General features: G+C 32.0%; 18 protein-coding genes and 1 other RNA gene. 5 read left to right on the forward strand and 14 right to left on the reverse strand.

Annotated elements, in window-relative coordinates; all coding sequences use genetic code 11:
- Positions 1–4 precede the first annotated feature (4 nt).
- Positions 5–1702 carry a M23 family metallopeptidase gene (locus ACTPNM_RS07405; RefSeq protein WP_440121192.1) on the reverse strand — a complete coding sequence of 566 codons (1698 nt, stop codon included), beginning with the start codon at positions 1700–1702 and terminating at the stop codon, positions 5–7.
- A 148-nt stretch (positions 1703–1850) separates the two neighbouring features.
- Between ACTPNM_RS07405 and ACTPNM_RS07410 the strand changes: the two genes are divergently transcribed.
- From ACTPNM_RS07410 to rny, 4 genes are all read left to right on the forward strand, one after another.
- Positions 1851–2141, forward strand: coding sequence for a hypothetical protein (locus ACTPNM_RS07410; RefSeq protein WP_274640145.1), 291 nt, complete (start codon positions 1851–1853; stop codon positions 2139–2141).
- Between the two features lie 15 nt (positions 2142–2156).
- Entirely contained in the window at positions 2157–2444 is a 288-nt protein-coding gene (locus ACTPNM_RS07415) for a cell division protein ZapA (protein WP_274640144.1), read from the forward strand.
- 58 nt (positions 2445–2502) lie between these two features.
- A non-coding RNA gene (gene ssrS / locus ACTPNM_RS07420) (6S RNA) lies at positions 2503–2611 on the forward strand.
- A gap of 48 nt (positions 2612–2659) precedes the next feature.
- Positions 2660–4225 carry a ribonuclease Y gene (gene rny / locus ACTPNM_RS07425; RefSeq protein ID WP_440121193.1) on the forward strand — a complete coding sequence of 522 codons (1566 nt, stop codon included), beginning with the start codon at positions 2660–2662 and terminating at the stop codon, positions 4223–4225.
- A 56-nt stretch (positions 4226–4281) separates the two neighbouring features.
- Here the strand turns inward: rny and ACTPNM_RS07430 are convergent, their stop codons facing one another.
- Positions 4282–5004 (reverse strand): hypothetical protein, encoded by a 723-nt coding sequence (locus ACTPNM_RS07430; RefSeq protein ID WP_440121194.1) that lies wholly within the window; start codon positions 5002–5004, stop codon positions 4282–4284.
- A 239-nt stretch (positions 5005–5243) separates the two neighbouring features.
- On the opposite strand from ACTPNM_RS07430, the gene ACTPNM_RS07435 reads away from it, so the two are divergent.
- A complete protein-coding gene (locus ACTPNM_RS07435) occupies positions 5244–5738 on the forward strand; it encodes a DinB family protein (RefSeq protein WP_440121195.1) in 495 nt (164 codons plus the stop codon).
- On the opposite strand, the gene ACTPNM_RS07440 is transcribed toward ACTPNM_RS07435, so the two are convergent.
- The 12 genes from ACTPNM_RS07440 to ACTPNM_RS07495 all read right to left on the reverse strand — a co-directional run bounded on the left by ACTPNM_RS07440 (position 5739) and on the right by ACTPNM_RS07495 (position 18061).
- On the reverse strand, positions 5739–6917 hold the full coding sequence (locus ACTPNM_RS07440) for a gliding motility-associated C-terminal domain-containing protein (RefSeq protein ID WP_440121196.1): 1179 nt from the start codon (positions 6915–6917) through the stop codon (positions 5739–5741).
- Positions 6917–7858 carry a hypothetical protein gene (locus ACTPNM_RS07445; RefSeq protein WP_440121197.1) on the reverse strand — a complete coding sequence of 314 codons (942 nt, stop codon included), beginning with the start codon at positions 7856–7858 and terminating at the stop codon, positions 6917–6919. The genes ACTPNM_RS07440 and ACTPNM_RS07445 overlap by 1 nt, the downstream gene beginning before the upstream one ends.
- Before the next feature lie 17 nt (positions 7859–7875).
- The gene (locus ACTPNM_RS07450) at positions 7876–8934 is read right to left on the reverse strand and encodes a hypothetical protein (protein ID WP_440121198.1); all 1059 of its coding nucleotides are present in this window, start codon (positions 8932–8934) and stop codon (positions 7876–7878) included.
- Between the two features lie 8 nt (positions 8935–8942).
- On the reverse strand, positions 8943–9680 hold the full coding sequence (locus ACTPNM_RS07455) for a hypothetical protein (protein WP_440121199.1): 738 nt from the start codon (positions 9678–9680) through the stop codon (positions 8943–8945).
- 45 nt (positions 9681–9725) lie between these two features.
- Positions 9726–10682, reverse strand: a complete 957-nt coding sequence (locus ACTPNM_RS07460) for a hypothetical protein (protein WP_440121200.1) — start codon at positions 10680–10682, stop codon at positions 9726–9728.
- A gap of 88 nt (positions 10683–10770) precedes the next feature.
- Entirely contained in the window at positions 10771–11823 is a 1053-nt protein-coding gene (locus ACTPNM_RS07465) for a D-alanine--D-alanine ligase (protein WP_440121201.1), read from the reverse strand.
- A 3-nt stretch (positions 11824–11826) separates the two neighbouring features.
- Positions 11827–12066, reverse strand: coding sequence for a DUF6095 family protein (locus ACTPNM_RS07470; protein ID WP_440121202.1), 240 nt, complete (start codon positions 12064–12066; stop codon positions 11827–11829).
- Complete coding sequence (gene murQ, locus ACTPNM_RS07475) at positions 12059–12874, reverse strand: N-acetylmuramic acid 6-phosphate etherase (RefSeq protein ID WP_440121203.1); 816 nt, start codon at positions 12872–12874, stop codon at positions 12059–12061. Before murQ ends, ACTPNM_RS07470 begins: the two co-directional genes overlap by 8 nt.
- A 208-nt stretch (positions 12875–13082) precedes the next feature.
- A complete protein-coding gene (locus ACTPNM_RS07480; protein WP_440121204.1) occupies positions 13083–15308 on the reverse strand; it encodes an NADP-dependent isocitrate dehydrogenase in 2226 nt (741 codons plus the stop codon).
- Between the two features lie 718 nt (positions 15309–16026).
- On the reverse strand, positions 16027–16374 hold the full coding sequence (rplS, locus tag ACTPNM_RS07485) for a 50S ribosomal protein L19 (protein ID WP_274640133.1): 348 nt from the start codon (positions 16372–16374) through the stop codon (positions 16027–16029).
- A 123-nt stretch (positions 16375–16497) separates the two neighbouring features.
- Positions 16498–17172 carry a tRNA (guanosine(37)-N1)-methyltransferase TrmD gene (gene trmD / locus ACTPNM_RS07490; protein WP_440121205.1) on the reverse strand — a complete coding sequence of 225 codons (675 nt, stop codon included), beginning with the start codon at positions 17170–17172 and terminating at the stop codon, positions 16498–16500.
- 28 nt (positions 17173–17200) lie between these two features.
- Complete coding sequence (locus ACTPNM_RS07495) at positions 17201–18061, reverse strand: RluA family pseudouridine synthase (protein WP_440121206.1); 861 nt, start codon at positions 18059–18061, stop codon at positions 17201–17203.
- Between the last annotated feature and the right edge of the window lie 215 nt (positions 18062–18276).

Genomic DNA, 18276 nt, shown 5'->3' on the forward strand with positions numbered 1-18276 from the left:
TTGTTTAGTTTACTTTTCTGAAAAATGTTGCTGAAACTGTTTCAGTATTACCCACATTATCAGAGACTACAAGTTTAAAAATATGTTTGCTACCTACCAACTTTTTATCATTAAAATCGTACGTAAGTATTCTTTTTTTATGGTTATATTCCATTAAAATCCATTCACCATCAATAGTAGCACGGTAATTTTTAATGCCAGTTTCTTTATCACCAATTTTAACTTTAAGAGTTTTGTTTTTAGAAATCCATTGGTTATTACTAAAATTATACAATTGAATTGTTGGTTTTTCAGTGTCAAAACGTAAGGCATAACTACCTAAAAGTTTAGTAGTAGTATATACTTTGTCAATTTTCTTTTTAGTAGATGTATATCTTGAATACCTAGGATTAGTAACATTAGCGATATATACATGTTGTTTTTGATCTTCTGTTAAGAAAGAAGTTTCAAAAGTTAGTGTATAACGTTTATCTAAAGGAATTGTAGGGTCGTGAACCTTAGCAGTACCATTTTCAACCTTAAAATCAATAAAACAATCTTCATAAAAGGTGTTTTTAGGAAAAGCAACAGTTACATTTTTTTGATGGAACTTATTAAAATCAGTTGCTGTAATTTTGTAATTAGTAGTGTCTTTTTGTCTAAACACTAAATTACTAGAAGTCCCTCTAACTGGTATTCTTACTTTTGATGTATTGTGCTTAAAGTCTTTAGCTATGATTTCAATATTGTAATTAGCTCCGTTTTCTATATGAATCTTTCCGTTGTTTACTAAATCTTCATACAAGCTGAGCCTGTTTGCTTTTACTTTATGTGTTCTTTGTACTCTATTTCTGTATTTCTTGTAGTGTTTATAGTCTATTAATAGATTAATATATTTACTTTCAGCAAAGGAAAAGGTTTCAACATCATGATAATACATACGCTTGCCATTAACCTTCATTTCTAAACTATAAATTCCATTTTTATTCAATGCTCCATTCAATCGATCAAATACACTAATACCAAAACCAATAGTACCACTAGCAGTAATTTTTTCAGCTAGATAATTACCATTACCGTTATTTTTAAAAGAAATAACAGATTCTAATGCAGAATTATTAATTCTTGCATCGTCACTTAATGGATATGCTATTAATTTTTGAACAGTAGGTGTTTTATCATCTTTAGCTGTTAAACCAAAATGCATAGGGTTGATAATATGTTCAGTTTGCGTGTTTCTAATTTCGTAATGTAAATGAGGACCTCCAGAGCTACCAGTATCCCCAGTATAACCAACAAGTTGCCCTTTTTTTACTGGGAATTTATCGGGTTTTAAAAAAAGGTTTCCTGTGCTATATTTTTCTTTCTTATACTGGATGCTTTTTACATATTGTTGAATGCTTGGTTCAAATCGTTTTAAGTGAGCATATACGGTAGTGTAACCATTAGGGTGTGTTATATACAACGCTTTCCCAAAGCCATATTGCTGTACTTTTATACGAGAAACATATCCATTTGCAGGAGCATAAATAGGAATACCTTCTTTTCCTTGGGTTTTAATGTCTATACCAGAATGAAAATGATTACTTCTTAGTTCTCCAAAGGTACCAGATAGTACTACAGGTATTTTTAAAGGGTTTGAGAAGTAATTTCGTGGATACTTATTTTGAGCATTACTACTAATAAAAAAGACTAATAAAATAACAGAAAAATAAAATTTCAAAATGCAACAGTTTTAAAGCAAAACTAGTAAAATTCTAACAAAAACCTTAAAGGCTTAGAATCAGTGTTTTGGTAAAAAACACTAAAAGAGTTGCTAATTATAAGTTATATTAATAACTTTGTGAATATAGTTTTATTCTCTAAAATAAATGAGTAACCCTTTAAAAGCAATTCATTTACTGGAAGATAGGTTAAAGAACTTACTTTCTAACTATGAGTTTTTGAAAGAAGAAAATAAAGTTTTACTTCAAAATAACGCTGAGTTACAAGTTTTATTACAAGAAAAAGAGAGGCAATTAGAAGAACAGCAAAAACAATTTAATTTGCTTAAAGTTGCAAAAACTATTGAGGGCAGTAACGAAAATACAAGAGAAACAAAACTCAAAATAAATGCTTTAGTTCGAGAGATTGATAAATGTATTACTCTTTTGAACACATAATACAAAGTTCTTTGCATGGCAAAAATAAAAGTTAATGTAGTAATTGCTGGTAGAACGTATCCGTTAAGTGTAAATAGTACCGATGAAGAGGAAGGGTTACGAAAGGCAGCAAAAAGTATTAATGAATTGATAGCCAATTTTGAACAAAGTTATGCGGTAGCTGATAAGCAAGATGTTTTAGCAATGAGTGCTTTACAGTTTGCGTCAAAAGCAGAAATAGTATCGTTAAAAAATACTAAAGAAAAAGCCGAAGTATTGCAAAAGATAAATGAATTGACTAACTTGCTAGAAGATCATTTATAAAACGTTCTTTAAAATATATTATTTAATATACTGCCTACATTAGTACATTGTTTGTTAAACTCAACGTTATTCAATTATAAAGGATGAGTCGTGGTTAGTAAAGCAAGCCGATTTTACCTCGGATCCTTGATCAATCAGTTAATCCTAAACTTGTTATTTTGGAGTTTTTAAAACCCTATTGATGTAGGCTTTTTTTATACAATCAAATCAAAATTATGGAGGGAATATTATTTCCTGTTTTAGCAGGAATTATAGGTGTAGCAGTAGGTTTTTTTATTGCTAAAATGTTAGAAAAATCTAATGCAAATAAATTAATACAAGAAACAAAGAAAGAGGCAAATAGCATACTTAAAGAAGCTAAAGTAGAAGCCGAAGCAATAAAGAAGGATAAGATTTTACAAGCAAAAGAAAAGTTTATAGAACTTAAGTCTGAGCATGAAAAAGTAATCCTATCAAGAGAAAAGAAAGTTTCTGATGTAGAAAAAAGAGTAAGAGATAAAGAAAGTCAAGTATCATCAGAGTTAGATAAAAGCAAAAAACTTAATAAACAGTTAGAAAAAAAAGAAGCTGATTTTGATTATAAATTAGAGTTCTTAGAAAAGAAAGAATCAGAATTAGAAAAGATGCACAAGCGCCATGTAGATATGCTTGAGCAAATTTCTGGACTATCTGCAGATGAGGCTAAAACCGAATTAGTAGCATCATTAAAAGACGAAGCAAAATCTGACGCTATGTCTTTCATTCAAGATACTATTGAAGAAGCAAAAATGACAGCGCAACAAGAAGCTCGTAAGGTAGTTTTAAATACTATTCAAAGGGTAGGAGTAGAGCAAGCTGTAGAAAATTGTGTATCTGTATTTAACTTAGAGTCGGATGACGTTAAAGGTAGGATTATTGGTAGAGAAGGAAGAAACATACGTGCTTTAGAATCAGCAACTGGAGTTGAAATTATTGTAGATGATACACCTGAAGCAATTATCTTATCGTGTTTCGACCCTGTTCGTCGTGAAATTGCTCGTTTATCAATGCATAAATTAGTAACAGACGGAAGAATTCACCCAGCAAGAATTGAAGAGATTGTAAAAAAGACCGAAAAGCAAATTACTCAAGAAATTATTGAAGTAGGTAAACGTACTGTAATTGATTTAGGAATTCACGGTTTACACCCTGAACTGATTAAAACAGTTGGACGTATGAAGTATCGTTCTTCTTACGGTCAAAATTTATTACAACACTCACGTGAAGTAGCAAACCTTTGTGGTATTATGGCTGCTGAAATGGGGCTAAATGCAAAAGCTGCTAAACGTGCAGGTTTATTACATGATATAGGTAAAGTACCTGAAACAGAAAGTGAATTACCACACGCATTATTAGGAATGCAATGGGCTGAAAAGTATGGTGAAAAACCAGATGTATGTAATGCAATTGGAGCTCACCACGATGAAATTGAAATGAAGAGTTTAATAGCTCCTATTGTTCAAGTTTGTGATGCGATTTCAGGAGCAAGACCAGGAGCACGTCGTCAAGTATTAGATTCTTATATTCAACGTTTAAAAGATTTAGAAGATATTGCTTTTGGATTTAATGGAGTACAAAAGGCTTATGCTATTCAAGCAGGACGTGAATTAAGAGTTATGGTAGAGAGTGCTAAAGTAAACGATACTAAAGCAGCTGAATTATCATTTAATATTTCTCAAAAAATTCAGAATGATATGACCTATCCAGGACAGGTAAAAGTTACTGTAATTAGAGAGACAAGAGCAGTAAACGTAGCGAAATAATTATTTAATTATAGAATAAAAAAATCCCTCATCAAATTTGATGAGGGATTTTTTGTTTAATCATGGTTTCTTCTTGATTTACCTTTTTGTTCAGGTTTCCCTTTTCTGTATTTGTTTTTATATTTTTTGTTTTTGAAAGCTTTGTGTTTACGTCTTTTTATAATTTTACTACGCTTTCCAATTTTAGCATTTGGTAACGCTCTGTAGTAGTAAAAGTTATTATCTTCTCTAAATTGACGATAGTTTCTTCCAAAATCTTTTCTGTAAAAATAAACGTCATCATAATCAAAAATATCACCTATGTTTATATCGATATTTACATCAAATCCATCATCGTAATAGTAGTGATCATCATCATGGTGATGGCGATGTCCTGGTTTTACAAATCCTCTGAACCTAGGATTACCCCATCTATCGTATTGAATATGTAAGTTTCCTACTTTAAATAAGTTTCCAAACTTATACCTCATAAATACACTACCAATTCTTTTTACATTTCCTCTGGCATCGTAGTTTATATAAACGTTTCCTACACTTCTAACACGACCTCTTCTATCACGTTTAATACGAACGCCATAATCTGAGTATCTATCGTAGTGGGTATTGAAGTCGAAATCTCCGTTTAAAAATACGTGAAATTGAATTCCTCTTTCTACAAAGGCAACAGCGTCATTATAACGGTTTGTAACCCCAATTTTGCTAGTTGATTTTTCAATGTTGTCGGCATTTACAGTTGTTAATGACATCATTGCTAATAATAATAGTATCCCTGTTCTCATAATTGCTAATTTTAGGGTTATGCTTACTCTATATGCTTTTCGGCTTCCGCAGTTGATGTATAATTTTCAAAGAGCGTGCCAAAAAATACTTTAAGATTAATTTTAAGTTGAACTTTAATTCTTTGATTTAGTTTATGTTTTTGGTTTTCAGTGTTTTATTTTGGGTTGAAAAAATAATTTATTTCTCCAAGTAAAAAGTTCTATATTTATACGACTTACTTGAAAACTTATACTTACGAATGATAGCAGCTATTGATAAAAACTTACAAAGAGGAATTAAACTATTAAAAGCGATTAGTGATGAAGAATACAGTGACACATCAATTCCACCTTATTATTCGAGTATAGGAGCAAATATGAGGCATATTCTAGATGTTTTTGCCTGTATTTTTAATGGATTGAATAAAAAGTGTGTTGACTTTTCTGATAGAGAGCGTAATCAATTAGCAGAGCAAAAAACTGAGTCTGGAATAGCATATTTTAATGAAGTTATTGAGCAATTATATTGTTTAGAAGCAGAAGATTTTGATACAATTATTTCTGTTACAGATGATTTAGGTACAGGAAAAGTAACAGCAAATTATACTTTGGGTAGTGCCTTAATACAAGCACATAGTCATGCAATACATCATTTTGCTAGTATAGGTTTTATCATAAATCAGTTAGGGATAGAATTACCAGATGCAGATTTTGGTTACAATCCTACTACCCCAAAAAAAGAGCTAGTAAAATAATTATCGGTTAATGTATACCCAACCTTTTTTTAGTTTCTGATACGCGTTTGGTTCGTCACCTAATTCTAGGTAGTAAAAGTAAGTAGCAGCAGGAAGTTTATCGTCTCTGTTAATAGTTGATCTTCCGTTAGAAGTACCGTCCCAGTTGTTTTTATAGTCTTCAGTTTGGTAAACAATAGTTCCCCAACGATTGTAAATAACTAATTTATTGTGAGCGTATTCTTCAACTTCATCAAAAACTAAGAAATCGTTTAGATTATCGCCATTAGGAGATATTAGAATATTATTGTTGTTGTCTTTTATTTCGTCACTCATCAAAGAACCAATAGTAATTGCCTCATACTTATCAGGAACAAAGGCAGCAGAGGTAATTGTACCTTCTGATAAATTCCCTGTAACATTCAGTACATCTAAGTTAACCCATTGGTTTTCGGTCTTACTCCAAGCGACAACAATAAGTTGCGAAATAGTATTAGCTAAGGCTGAAATATCACTACGAGAATTCCAGGTTAAAGTAATTTTAGTCTCATTTCTACCGTCTAAGTCCCAAAACTCTGTTTGATTAATATTTTCAATGATCGCTTGTTTTTGATCAGTTAAAAAATTAGCTGTAAATGTTGATGGAAAGTTTGGATCTTCATAAAAGTAAGCTCCTTTAAATGTGTAATATCTGTTGGCATTTGGAATAGTCATCGGACGTAACATAGCGCCATCTCCAACAGGAAAGGTAAAATCTGCGGTGTTTTTATTTCCTTGTTTTAAAGAGGTGTATCCATTTACATGTCGCTCATCGTCTTCTCCTGCGTAGAAATCATAATCGATAAAATCGAGTGTGATATTAGTATTATTTCTAGGCGTAATTATTTGTCCATTAATAAAGTCTAGTTGATTACGTACACCAAGAGAGTTATATAATTCTAGATTTTGTAGCGCATCAACTTCAACATTAAAAAAAGTAACTTTGTTAGTTCCTGAAATGGTTCTAATTTCGGTATCAGCATAAAAACCAGCAAAACCAGTATAATTGTCTAAAGTACCTTCGTTTACTACGTCGGTATGAAAACCTATTTGAGCACCATCGTGTAGTTGTACATTTCCTGTGTTGAAAAATGCGTTTTGAGCAAAAACAATAACATTACTCAAGAGAAAAATAAACGATATGTGTTTCTTATACTTCATTATTTTTTTACTCTGTAGGTTATACGACGGTTGGTAATTACAGTCTTGTTACAAGAAACAACTTCTACGCTAACAGTATTGCTAGCAGTAGTACCGTTAGCTGTAGCTGTTACTTCGTATAAGTATGTTCCTGTTTCTGTAGGGTTATCTGAAGCGGTATCTGTAGTTAAAGGAAGAGTGTAGGTTGTGTTGGAAGGAGGTGTTACAGTCCAAGTATAATTGCTAATAGAATCAGACTCTGTACCTCCTGGATTTGCTGATAAATTTACAGTACCTCCTAAACAAACAGGTGTGTTAGATGTTGGTGAAACTGATAAGTTTCCTCCTCCGTCGTTTATGTCTTCAAAAGATGGTGGCTTGCTACCCCCTTTACCATTACAATTAGAATATAATACCCCGCCAATTACTATTTCCATAGGGGTAGAGCAATTACCATCTTCATATAATCCATAATCAGTACCTAGTACCGTTGTTGGGTTATAGGGACTTGTCTTTTCAATACCAATTGAAGCACCTGAAGGGAGGATAAGAGTATTATTACCGTCCCACTTCATTAGTCCATCATATAAAATTGAAATTTGATTTGTATTTAAGGAATAAGTATTATTACCATTTACACCTACTAAAAGCGTACTAATACTAGTAGCTGTACCATTTTGATCACCTATTGTTATAGAGTTAATTAAATTGTTAATATTGGTGTTAAGTCGTATAGTGTGATTATCTATAATATAAACATTATTTGTAGTTACATTACCATCCCCAGGGTAATAGGTATTGGCTGGAGGGCTAATCCATGAAGTTCCATTATAATATTCCCAGCTATTTGGATCAGACCAGTTTCCTCCCTGAAAAGATCTAAAATCACCTAATAATTGAGAAAAGGAAGTACTTGCTAACCCTACAAAAAAGAAAAATAATATTGTTGGTAACCACTTCATATGGTGTCTTTTTTGAGTTATTTAACTACAAATACCACGTTGATAATGGTGTTGTCGTCAGTAGGTGTATTAATAATGTCATAAGTCATATTACCGTTAGCATCTATACTTACATTATTAAATATTGTTGGATCATAATAAGTAACATAGTAGTATAATTGATTGCTAGCATAAGTTGGTATTGATGAAGGAGCTCCAGTACTTGATGCTGAAGTAGTAGGTACGGCTAAAGAAAATTGATCCGAATATTCTTGGTATAGGTTTTTTGTAAAATTAGTACCTGTAGTTGAAGCATCAATAGCTATGGATGGTGGATAAAATACTCTAGCAGCTTTTGTTGGAGCTATCATATTCCACTCAGTACCATCAAAAACATAGTATACCTTTTCACCATTAGTAGGTCTATAGATAAATGTATCGTTTTCTATCGGTGAAGCAGGAAAAGTTCCGTCTGGTTCATTTTGAATAGTGTCTGTATCGGTCGACACTGTAACCGTATTTTGTTGGCTGTTTGCCCATTGAACTCCAGTTACTGTAGAGGTTAATACTTGACCAGAGGTTCCAGCTAAATTATTTACATCTAATAAAGTACTGTTAAACTCAGTAGGGCTTTGTAAGATAATATTTTCGTGCGCAGTAATTTGCATAGTTCTGGCTGCTGATAATTGCATGTTGCCACCAATTGTAGCTATTTGAAGATCAAAATTACTAAATAACTGAAAGAAATTAATGTTGCCAAAAACTAAGTTGTGCGCATCTCCGTCTAGGGTTCGGTTTCCAGTTAACGTTCCATCAGCAGTATAAATATTTTGAGATGCAAGCGTGGAAGTAATTAATTTCCAACCGTTTACAGTATCATATATTTTTATTTGACTATTGGTTGTATCGAACCAAACATCATTCTCAACAGGGTTAGTTGGCGCTGTTGTAGAGGTGGTTACAGTATTATTGTTAACTGTTTGTATAGTTCCTTTATTATCAATAACCCTAACCTCTTGTGCATTGGCGCCAAAGCTTAGTAGCACCAATGCAAAAGTTAGTATAAATAAATTTATATGTTTAATGTTTTTATACATTAATATAATTAATTAATATAGTGAACTTCAATAACATCACCATTATAAATAGGTAAGTCAGCAGAGATATTGATTTGAATAGCGTCAGCTGCAGTTGAAGTGAAATCAGTGCTCCAACGTAATTTTACACCATTTCTGAATACAAAAATTTTAGCTTCATTAGAAGCATCAATAAGAGGTAAACCAGCAACAGCTATAGTTTCAGTAGTACCATTATTAGTGTTAGTTGGAGGAGTAGCCTCTCTTCTTATTGCAGTAACTTGAAATAAATCAGCTAATTCGATTTTTTGGATAGCACCAGTAGCTTCATCTCTAATTAATACGGTAAAACCAGTTGCACCTGCACCATCATCATGAGCACCACGATCAACTGCATTTGTAGAAGCAGTACCTGCAGTTACTAATTCTAAGCCATTTAGAGCAAACTCGGCAGGACCATTACTAGGACCGCCTGTAGCACTAGCCGTAATGTACGTGTTGTTGGTTAAAGTACCTCCTAATTGCCAAGTGGTAACAACCCCACCTGAAGGCGTAGTGTTAGTAAAAGAAGTTAAACCGTTAACAGCTTGTAAATATTTGATAGTACCTTTGTTATCTATTAATTTTACTACACCTCCAGCATTACCCAAAGTAGTAGCTGCTTGAACAGCAATGTCACCACCTGTTGTTTGCGCACTAACAGTACCTACTGCTAACAAACCAACGGCAGCTAGCGTGATTTTAAATTTGTTTGTAATTGTTTTCATAATTTAAAGAATTGATTGCGTTATTAAACTTTTTTATTGGTTATTTTAATATAATTGAACGATTCGTATTTCATCACCTGCATAGCATGTAGCATCAGGTTCTATGGTTATGGTGGTGGAGTTGTCTATTGTAAAGTCAATACGTACTCCATTTCTATATACATTAATTTTATCAGTGGTATATAGTGTTAACCCAGTAAATGTTACTTGCCCATCGGTAGCTGTAATTTTAATAACCTCTTCTCTTAATAAGTTACTAGCTGAAGTTTTCTTTAAAACACCTGTTGTTCTGTCTATAGTTACGATGTCATCATTTGTGGTATTTCCATTTTCTAAACCTGTAATAGCTAGCGTGTTTGTAGTATTGGTTTCAATAGTAGTAGGTTGAATTAATACACCACCTAATTGAATAGTATTACTTGCATTTATCAAAAGCCCATTATTAGCAGATGCTGTTGAGTTTGATGTTACCCATGTTGTACCGTCGTAGGCATAAATTATACCTGTAGTTGTATCTACATAAACATCTCCAGGTATTGGGTTAGGGGCTGTACTAGCATTAGGAGCTCCGTTACCTTTTCTTGGGTTGTTATCTATAGAGATCCAATTGGTTCCATCCCAAATACTAGTGGTATTGTTTAGAGTATTGTTAATCCAAAAATCACCTACGTTATTGTCAGTTGGAGCAGTAGAAGAGGTTGTAACTTTAATTGATTCTCGTGTGTTTCCAGAGTCACCATTACATAAGCTTATCCACGAAGTTCCATCATACATGAAAACACAGTTTTGATCAGTATTGAAAACTAAGGCACCTCGTAAAGGTTGGATAGCGTTCATTTGAGTATCTGTCATTCTACTAATAACTAGTACCTTGTCTGAACTTTCCAGTTCTAAAATAGAGCTTGAATGTATAGAAGAGGGATTCTCTCCAACTTTAACTTGAGAAAAAGTTGGAATTATTGCACAGAAAAGAACCAATGAAAAAAGTAATCTTCTTTCCATTCAGTTGAGTAGTTAATTGGTTTTAAGACTCGGGGGGATTCTTATAATACATGAACATGTATTCGCTGACAAAGATAGAAAAGATTTTCTATTTAGATAGACGTTTAATTTTTTTTGTATACTTTTTTAATAATATAATCTCATTAAGAAAGCTCATAGAGTCTTTATATGGGGTGTTAAAGTTTCTGTGGTTTGTAATAGCAATAGTAAAGAGTGACTTCCAATGTGTTCTTATAGCTTTTAAGGCTTTTAAATAGGTGTAATTTTGCGAATCGTAAATGTGAGTAGGCTCTGCTATTATTCCATTTATTTCTAGTATCTTAAAATTGATTCCTTCTTCTAATTCTTCAAAAGTATTGTATTTTAAGTCAATTCGACCATAGTACCAGCCAGGTATTGATTTACTTAGTTTGTCAAAGGTTGTAGTTAATTTATCACTTATTAAATGATTACCGTTAATAAACTGTGTTCCTTTTGAGTGGTTACCTATGGCTGTAAGTTTAATAACTTTATTTTTAACAGGGATTTCTGTAAGTTTATCTTGATGAATTTTAGAAAATAACTCTATGTATAGTTTAGCTCTTTCATCAGCTAGAATAAGTTCTTTTAATGTGGAGGTTCCATCTCCTGTAACAGATAAAAAACGTTTTAAAGTTAATGAAGTAATTTTACCAGAATCATTTTTGGGATTTCTATGATAAAATATACCACATTCATTTTCGTAATCTAAAAACTCTTGAATAATGATATCAATAGCATATTTTTCAAGATAGTTTTTTAAGGCGTCTTTAGATGCTATTTTTTCAACTAGCAACCCACGAAAGCCTATATCAGGTTTCGCAATTAAAGGAAAGTTGATTTTTTGTTCTTGAATATTTTTACAAACGATTTCAAAATCAGTATTTGGTTTAATTAAAACTGATTTTGGGCGGTGTTTTTCAGGAACTAATAATATGGTTTCGTATTTGCTTTCAGTACCATTTCCTGAGCTTTTTATACATGGGTTAGCAGCACTAAAAAAAGCCAAATGTTTTGCTTTATAAGCTAAATAAAAAGCATATGGAATATTAGGAAGATAAAACATAGCGGATGGCCAGTGTTCCCAATCTGTTATTTTTTTTATGGAATTGCTTCTAATCAAAAGTTATTTGCTGAAAAGGTGATCCAATATGGTTTTAAATGTTTTGAAGCCATAATATACAGTAAAAAGTATTAACAAAATACCAATTACTAGTAAGCCATAAGCAATAAAAACTTTAGGAGCTTCTTTAAAAGCTCGCATTGCCTTAAAGGCAACGCTTAATACTAATGGAGAAATAATAAGTAGGCCTAGAAAAACTAAAAGCTTTTTTATACCAGTTTCAAAAGTAGTAGGTTTATTCATTAGTAAAGTTTTTTATAGCTTCACGAACACTTCCGTATTTTTTTAATAAATCGCTAGCGGTTTTTTGGTCGATATTTAATTCAGAAGCTAACATTTTTTCTCCTCTATCTACTAACTTGTTGTTAGATAGTTGCATGTCAACCATTTTATTTCCTTTAACTCTTCCTAATTGAATCATACTAGCTGTAGAAAGCATATTTAATACTAGCTTTTGAGCTGTTCCTGCTTTCATTCTGGAACTTCCTGTTACAAATTCAGGACCTACAACTACTTCAATAGGAAACTGAGCTGTTAATGCTAAGGGGCTTCCTTGATTACAAGTTATACAGCCTGTTACAATATTATTATCATTGCATTTTTCTAAGGCAGAAATAACATAAGGAGTAGTACCAGACGCAGCAATTCCTACAACAACATCTTTTGATGATATTTTATGCTCTTGTAAATCATTCCATCCTTGATTTGTTGAATCTTCAGCAAATTCAACAGCTTTTCTAATAGCATAATCGCCACCTGCAATAAGTCCAACAACTAATTCGTGTGGAACACCAAAAGTAGGGGGGCATTCACTAGCATCAACAATACCTAATCGCCCACTGGTACCAGCACCAATGTAAAATAATCTTCCACCTTTTTTTAGTCTCAGAACAATTTGTTCTGTAAGCTTTTCAATTTTGGGAAGTGCTTTTTCTACAGCTAAAGGAACTGTTTTGTCTTCTTTATTTATGTTAAATAATAATTCAGAAATACTCATTTTCTCTAAATTATTGTAGTTAGAGTCTTGTTCAGTTGTTTTTGTAAACTTCATGCTTCAAATTTACTAATTAAAAGTTTCAAGAAATTAGAATGTGACAATTATAATTTTGTCGTGTCATAATTATGTGCCAAACAATGTTATGGGGAATTAAATAGTAATTCGGGGGACATTATTGTTTAATAATTTGTTTGGTTTAATTGTTTAAACAAAAAAGCAGGTGATAAAATCACCTGCTTTTAAATTTTATATAATTACTTAATTATATGCTTTGTAATATATTATTAAGAGTGTTGCTTGGTTGCATTACCTCATTAGCTAAAGTATCATTAGGTTCATAATATCCACCAATGTTTACAGCTTTACCTTGTACAGAATTTAATTCTTCAATAATCGTAGCTTCATTCGCAACCATTTTTTCTGCGATAGGAGCGAACTGAGCTTTTAAATCAGCATCTTTATCTTGAGAAGCTAAAGCTTGTGCCCAATACATAGCTAAATAAAAATGAGAACCTCTATTGTCCAACTCTCCAGTTTTTCTTGAAGGTCCTTTTTTGTTATCTAATAACTTGTCCGTGGCATCATCTAAAGTTTCTGCTAATATTTTAGCTTTGTTGTTGTTATTTGTTTCTCCTAGGTGTTCTAGAGAAACAGCTAAAGCTAAAAATTCACCTAAAGAATCCCAGCGTAAGTGGTTTTCTTCAACTAATTGTTCAACGTGTTTTGGAGCAGATCCCCCAGCACCAGTTTCAAATAATCCACCACCATTCATTAATGGTACGATAGATAACATTTTAGCTGAAGTTCCTAATTCTAAAATAGGGAACAAGTCTGTTAAGTAGTCACGTAATACATTTCCTGTTACAGAAATAGTTTCTTTACCTGCCTTAACTCTTTCTAGAGTATATTTAGTAGCTTCTACTGGAGATAAGATTTTAATTTCTAATCCTGTAGTATCGTGATCTTGTAAGTACTTTTCTACTTTTTTAATAATCTCTCTATCATGAGCTCTTTCTTCACCTAACCAAAAAACTGCAGGTGCTCCTGTAGCTCTTGCACGAGTAACAGCTAATTTTACCCAATCTTGAATAGGTGCGTCTTTTGTTTGACACATTCTCCAAATATCACCAGCTTCAACAGTATGCTCTAATAAAGTAGTTCCGTTGGCATCAATCACCTCAACTTTTCCGTTAGAAGTAATTTCAAATGTTTTATCGTGAGAACCATATTCTTCTGCTTTTTGAGCCATTAAACCTACGTTAGGAACTGTACCCATTGTAGTAGGATCAAAAGCACCATTCTTTTTACAGAAATCAATAGTTTCTTGGTATAAACCAGCATACGAACTATCAGGAATTACAGCTTTAGCATCTTGAGGCTTTCCTTCTTTATTCCACATTTGACCTGAAGTACGAATCATTGCCGGCATAGAAGCATCAATAATTACGTCAGAAGGAACATGTAAATTGGTAATTCCTTTATCAGAATTTACCATTGCAACATCAGGGTTACTAGTGTAAATAGCTTCAATATCTGCTAGAATTTCTGCCTTTTTATCAGCTGATAACTCTTCAAGATTACTTAGTAAGTTACCAAAACCATTGTTTACATCTACACCAATTTCTTTAAAAGTATCACCATGTTTAGCAAATAAATCTTTAAAGAAAACACGAACAGCATGACCAAAAATAATAGGGTCTGAAACCTTCATCATGGTTGCTTTCATATGTAAAGAGAATAATATTCCTTTATCGTTAGCGTCTTTAACTTGTTCTTCTAAGAAAGTTAATAATGCTTTTTTACTCATCACAGAAGCATCAATAACTTCTTTCGCTAATAATGATAAGTTGTCTTTTAATATAGTTTTGTTTCCGTTAGCATCTGTATGTACAATTTGTACATTAGTTGCATTTGGTACAGTAACTGATTTTTCGCTATGAGCAAAATCACCCTCTGTCATTGTTGAAACATGAGTTTTAGAGTCAGCACTCCAAGCTCCCATTGAATGAGGATTCTTTTTTGCGTAGTTTTTTACAGCTTTTGGAGCTCTACGGTCAGAGTTACCTTCACGTAAAACAGGGTTTACAGCAGATCCCTTTACTTTATTATAACGTGCTAAAATTGCTTTTTCTTCATCAGTTGTAGCTTCTTCTGGATAATCAGGTAAAGCATATCCTAAAGCTTGCAGTTCTTTTATAGCTGCTTTTAATTGAGGAACAGAAGCTGAAATGTTAGGAAGTTTAATAATATTAGCTTCTGGTTTTTTTGCTAAATCTCCTAAAAAAGCTAAAGCGTCTTCAACTTGTTGCTCTTTAGGTAAAAAGTCTGAAAAATTAGCAAGAATACGACCAGCAAGAGAAATATCTTTGGTTTCTACTTCTATGTTAGATGATTTTGTAAAAGCTTTTACGATTGGTAAAAACGAACGAGTAGCTAACGCTGGGGCTTCATCCGTTTTTGTGTACATAATTTTAGCAGTCTTATTCATATTTATAAGTAATAAATTAAATTATATTTTGAAGTGATGCAAATTTAAGAATTACGGGTGAGTTTTTTGATGGTAAATTATTATTAATTAGGGTGTTTTATTGTGAATATGATAATTTAGAGAGCGGGAATGGAGATTTTGTTATTAAAAATAAAAGCCATGTCAAACAATTTCTTGTAATTGACATGGCTTTCTTGAAATAGTAAGAGGTACTGAATTGTATTGCTACATTATCAAATAAAACTGTGTTTATGTTTTTTCCTTAGAAAAAACTACGTTACTACCTCAAAAGAAACTTCGCTCCATAAATTATATCATCTATAAAACAAAAGCTTCGGTGTTTTTAAACAGGTTAGTTAAGCTAAATATAAACCAATAATACTTATAAACTTATAACTAGAAAACTATAAATTATTTAATAACTTACAATTAATCAAAAATTATGATGATTGAATTTAGCCTTAATTATGTTTAAAAACAAAATATATAAAGAACGTTACTTTAAAAGGTTTACTTTTTGGTGATTAATATAGTCAACTATAATTCTGACGTCACTTACTTTGTAAACTCTTTTCCAAATATAAGAAATAAATATCTCTTTTTTAGTGTTTTAAGTGTTTTGTTGTTAACAAGTTAGGAGTGGTGCTTTATTAACAAATGTGAATAAAAAAACACCATGAAAATCATGGTGTTTTTAATTTCTTTTGAGAAGAAGTTTTTAGTGTCTTCTTTCTTTAATTCTTGCTTTCTTACCAGTAAGACCTCTAAAGTAGTAAATACGAGCTCTACGTACTTTACCTCTTTTGTTTATTTCAATCTTTTGGATAGATGGTAAGTTAATAGGGAAGATACGCTCAACACCTACAGTACCAGACATTTTTCTAATAGTAAATGTTTCAGAAGCTCCGCTTCCTCTTTTTTGGATAACAACTCCTCTAAAAAACTGAGTACGAGTTTTGTTTCCTTCTTTAATTTCGTAGTATACTGTAATAGTATCTCCAGCTGCGAATTCTGGTAATTCGTTTTTTGTTACAAATTCGTCTTGAACAAATTTTACTAAATCCATTTCTTTGTTATTTATGGTTGTATAAAAGCAACATTCACGATTTTCGTCAGAGGTTGATTTTTGTGGGTGCAAATTTAGAACTTTTCTTTTGATAAAAAAAATAAATAAATCGTTGATTATTAGTTAATCTAACAAATCTGGACGTATTTCTTTAGTTCTTTTGTATGCTTGTTCCGAGCGCCACTCTTCAATTTTAGGAAAATTACCCGATAATAATACTTCAGGTACTTTCATCCCTTCATACTCAGAAGGTCTTGTATATACAGGAGGTGATAGCAAGTTATCTTGAAAACTATCTGTTAAAGCTGAAGTTTCATCACCTAAAACCCCAGGAATTAAACGGATAATAGCATCACATAAAACTGCTGCTGCCAATTCTCCTCCAGTTAATACATAATCTCCAATAGAAATTTCTTTGGTTACAAACTTATCACGTACGCGTTGATCTACACCTTTGTAGTGACCTGTTAAAATGATAATATTTTCCTTTAATGAAAGAGTGTTTGCTGTAGTCTGATTTAGGGTTTTAGCATCAGGAGTCATATATATGATTTCATCATATGCTCTTTCTGATTGAAGTTTTTCAATACATTTTGCAATGGGCTCAATCATTAAAACCATTCCAGCACCCCCACCAAATTGGTAATCGTCTATTTGACGATAGTTACCAAAACCATATTCTCGTAGGTTATGAAAATGAACTTCAGCGAGTCCTTTATCTATAGCCCTTTTCATCATCGAATTTTCAAATGGGCTTTTTATTAAGTCGGGTTCAACCGTAATAATATCTATTCGCATGCGGCAAAGATAGATGATTTAAAGAGATTTATTGTGGGAATATTTTTTTGAATTTCTTAGGGAGTTCTTTCGTGATGTTGATTGTTTCTTTAGTAAATGGATGTATAAAGGATAGGGTAGATGCATGTAAAAACAATCCTTTTCCGTTTAAAATCAAATCTTCTAAAAAGTATTCTTTATCACCTAAAATCGGATTACCAATCGTAAACAAATGTTTGCGTAATTGATGTTTCCTTCCAGTTTTAGGAGTTAATTTTACAAGGTTCAAGTAATCAAATCTAGGTGATTCAACAGTTTCAATAACTTTAAACGAAGTAAAAGCATTTTTGTCTTCAATAGGAAGGTTAATTTCTCCGTTTTTTTGCATTTCTCCAATACTAATTGCAAAGTATGTTTTTTGAATTTGTTTCTTTTCAAATAGTTGGTTTAACTTAATAATACTGGCGGTTGTTTTTCCAATGAGTAACAATCCACTTGTTGGATAGTCCAATCGATGAACTGGTCGGGGACGAGTAGCATCAGCTAATGTACTTTTTTGCAGGTTTTGTGTAAGAGTATTGTCAATTGTAGCAAAAGAATTCCCATTAACTAAGATTCCTGAAGGTTTATAAATAATAGCTAAATAGTCATCTTCGTAAAGAACTTCTAAAGGAAAGTTAAATTGTTTTTTCTTAAATATTTCTTCTATTTGAAATAGCTCAATAATGTCTCCTTCTTTAATATATATAGCTGTTGTAGCTGTTTTACCATTAACCTTTACTAATCCTTTTTTAATGGCTTTTTTGATGCCAGATTTTGTAGGAATAGTTTTGAAAATTCCAACAGCATATTCTTGTAGTCGAATAGGAGTTGCTATATTTTTTACGTTGTGAGTTTCAGAAATTTTCAAAAAAGAAGGACTTTGTTTTGTTCAAAATTAAGCAAATAATTTTTGTTGTCAATTAAGTCACGTTCATACCAGATCTTTAGACGTTAAAAGAAAAGAAAAGGAAAGAAATGTAGAGAATAAACTAATTTTAAGGAACTAGACTAAGAGTTATCTAGAACTATTTTAGTTTTAAAAGAAAGTTAGATTAAGTAGTTACTTTTTTACTGTATGTTACA

Origin of the sequence: Tenacibaculum sp. Ill, from assembly GCF_051938915.1 — a bacterium.
Classification (GTDB): Bacteria; Bacteroidota; Bacteroidia; order Flavobacteriales; family Flavobacteriaceae; genus Polaribacter; species Polaribacter larymnensis.

Bases quoted from the DNA above. Each gene is read 5' to 3' on its own strand.
- ACTPNM_RS07410 (WP_274640145.1), top strand. From the start codon at position 1,851: ATGAGTAACCCTTTAAAAGCAATTCATTTACTGGAAGATAGGTTAAAG.
- ACTPNM_RS07415 (WP_274640144.1), top strand. From the start codon at position 2,157: ATGGCAAAAATAAAAGTTAATGTAGTAATTGCTGGTAGAACGTATCCG.
- rny (WP_440121193.1), top strand. From the start codon at position 2,660: ATGGAGGGAATATTATTTCCTGTTTTAGCAGGAATTATAGGTGTAGCA.
- ACTPNM_RS07430 (WP_440121194.1), bottom strand. From the start codon at position 5,004: ATGAGAACAGGGATACTATTATTATTAGCAATGATGTCATTAACAACT.
- ACTPNM_RS07435 (WP_440121195.1), top strand. From the start codon at position 5,244: ATGATAGCAGCTATTGATAAAAACTTACAAAGAGGAATTAAACTATTA.
- ACTPNM_RS07440 (WP_440121196.1), bottom strand. From the start codon at position 6,917: ATGAAGTATAAGAAACACATATCGTTTATTTTTCTCTTGAGTAATGTT.
- ACTPNM_RS07445 (WP_440121197.1), bottom strand. From the start codon at position 7,858: ATGAAGTGGTTACCAACAATATTATTTTTCTTTTTTGTAGGGTTAGCA.
- ACTPNM_RS07450 (WP_440121198.1), bottom strand. From the start codon at position 8,934: ATGTATAAAAACATTAAACATATAAATTTATTTATACTAACTTTTGCA.
- ACTPNM_RS07455 (WP_440121199.1), bottom strand. From the start codon at position 9,680: ATGAAAACAATTACAAACAAATTTAAAATCACGCTAGCTGCCGTTGGT.
- ACTPNM_RS07460 (WP_440121200.1), bottom strand. From the start codon at position 10,682: ATGGAAAGAAGATTACTTTTTTCATTGGTTCTTTTCTGTGCAATAATT.
- ACTPNM_RS07470 (WP_440121202.1), bottom strand. From the start codon at position 12,066: ATGAATAAACCTACTACTTTTGAAACTGGTATAAAAAAGCTTTTAGTT.
- murQ (WP_440121203.1), bottom strand. From the start codon at position 12,874: ATGAAGTTTACAAAAACAACTGAACAAGACTCTAACTACAATAATTTA.
- ACTPNM_RS07480 (WP_440121204.1), bottom strand. From the start codon at position 15,308: ATGAATAAGACTGCTAAAATTATGTACACAAAAACGGATGAAGCCCCA.
- rplS (WP_274640133.1), bottom strand. From the start codon at position 16,374: ATGGATTTAGTAAAATTTGTTCAAGACGAATTTGTAACAAAAAACGAA.
- trmD (WP_440121205.1), bottom strand. From the start codon at position 17,172: ATGCGAATAGATATTATTACGGTTGAACCCGACTTAATAAAAAGCCCA.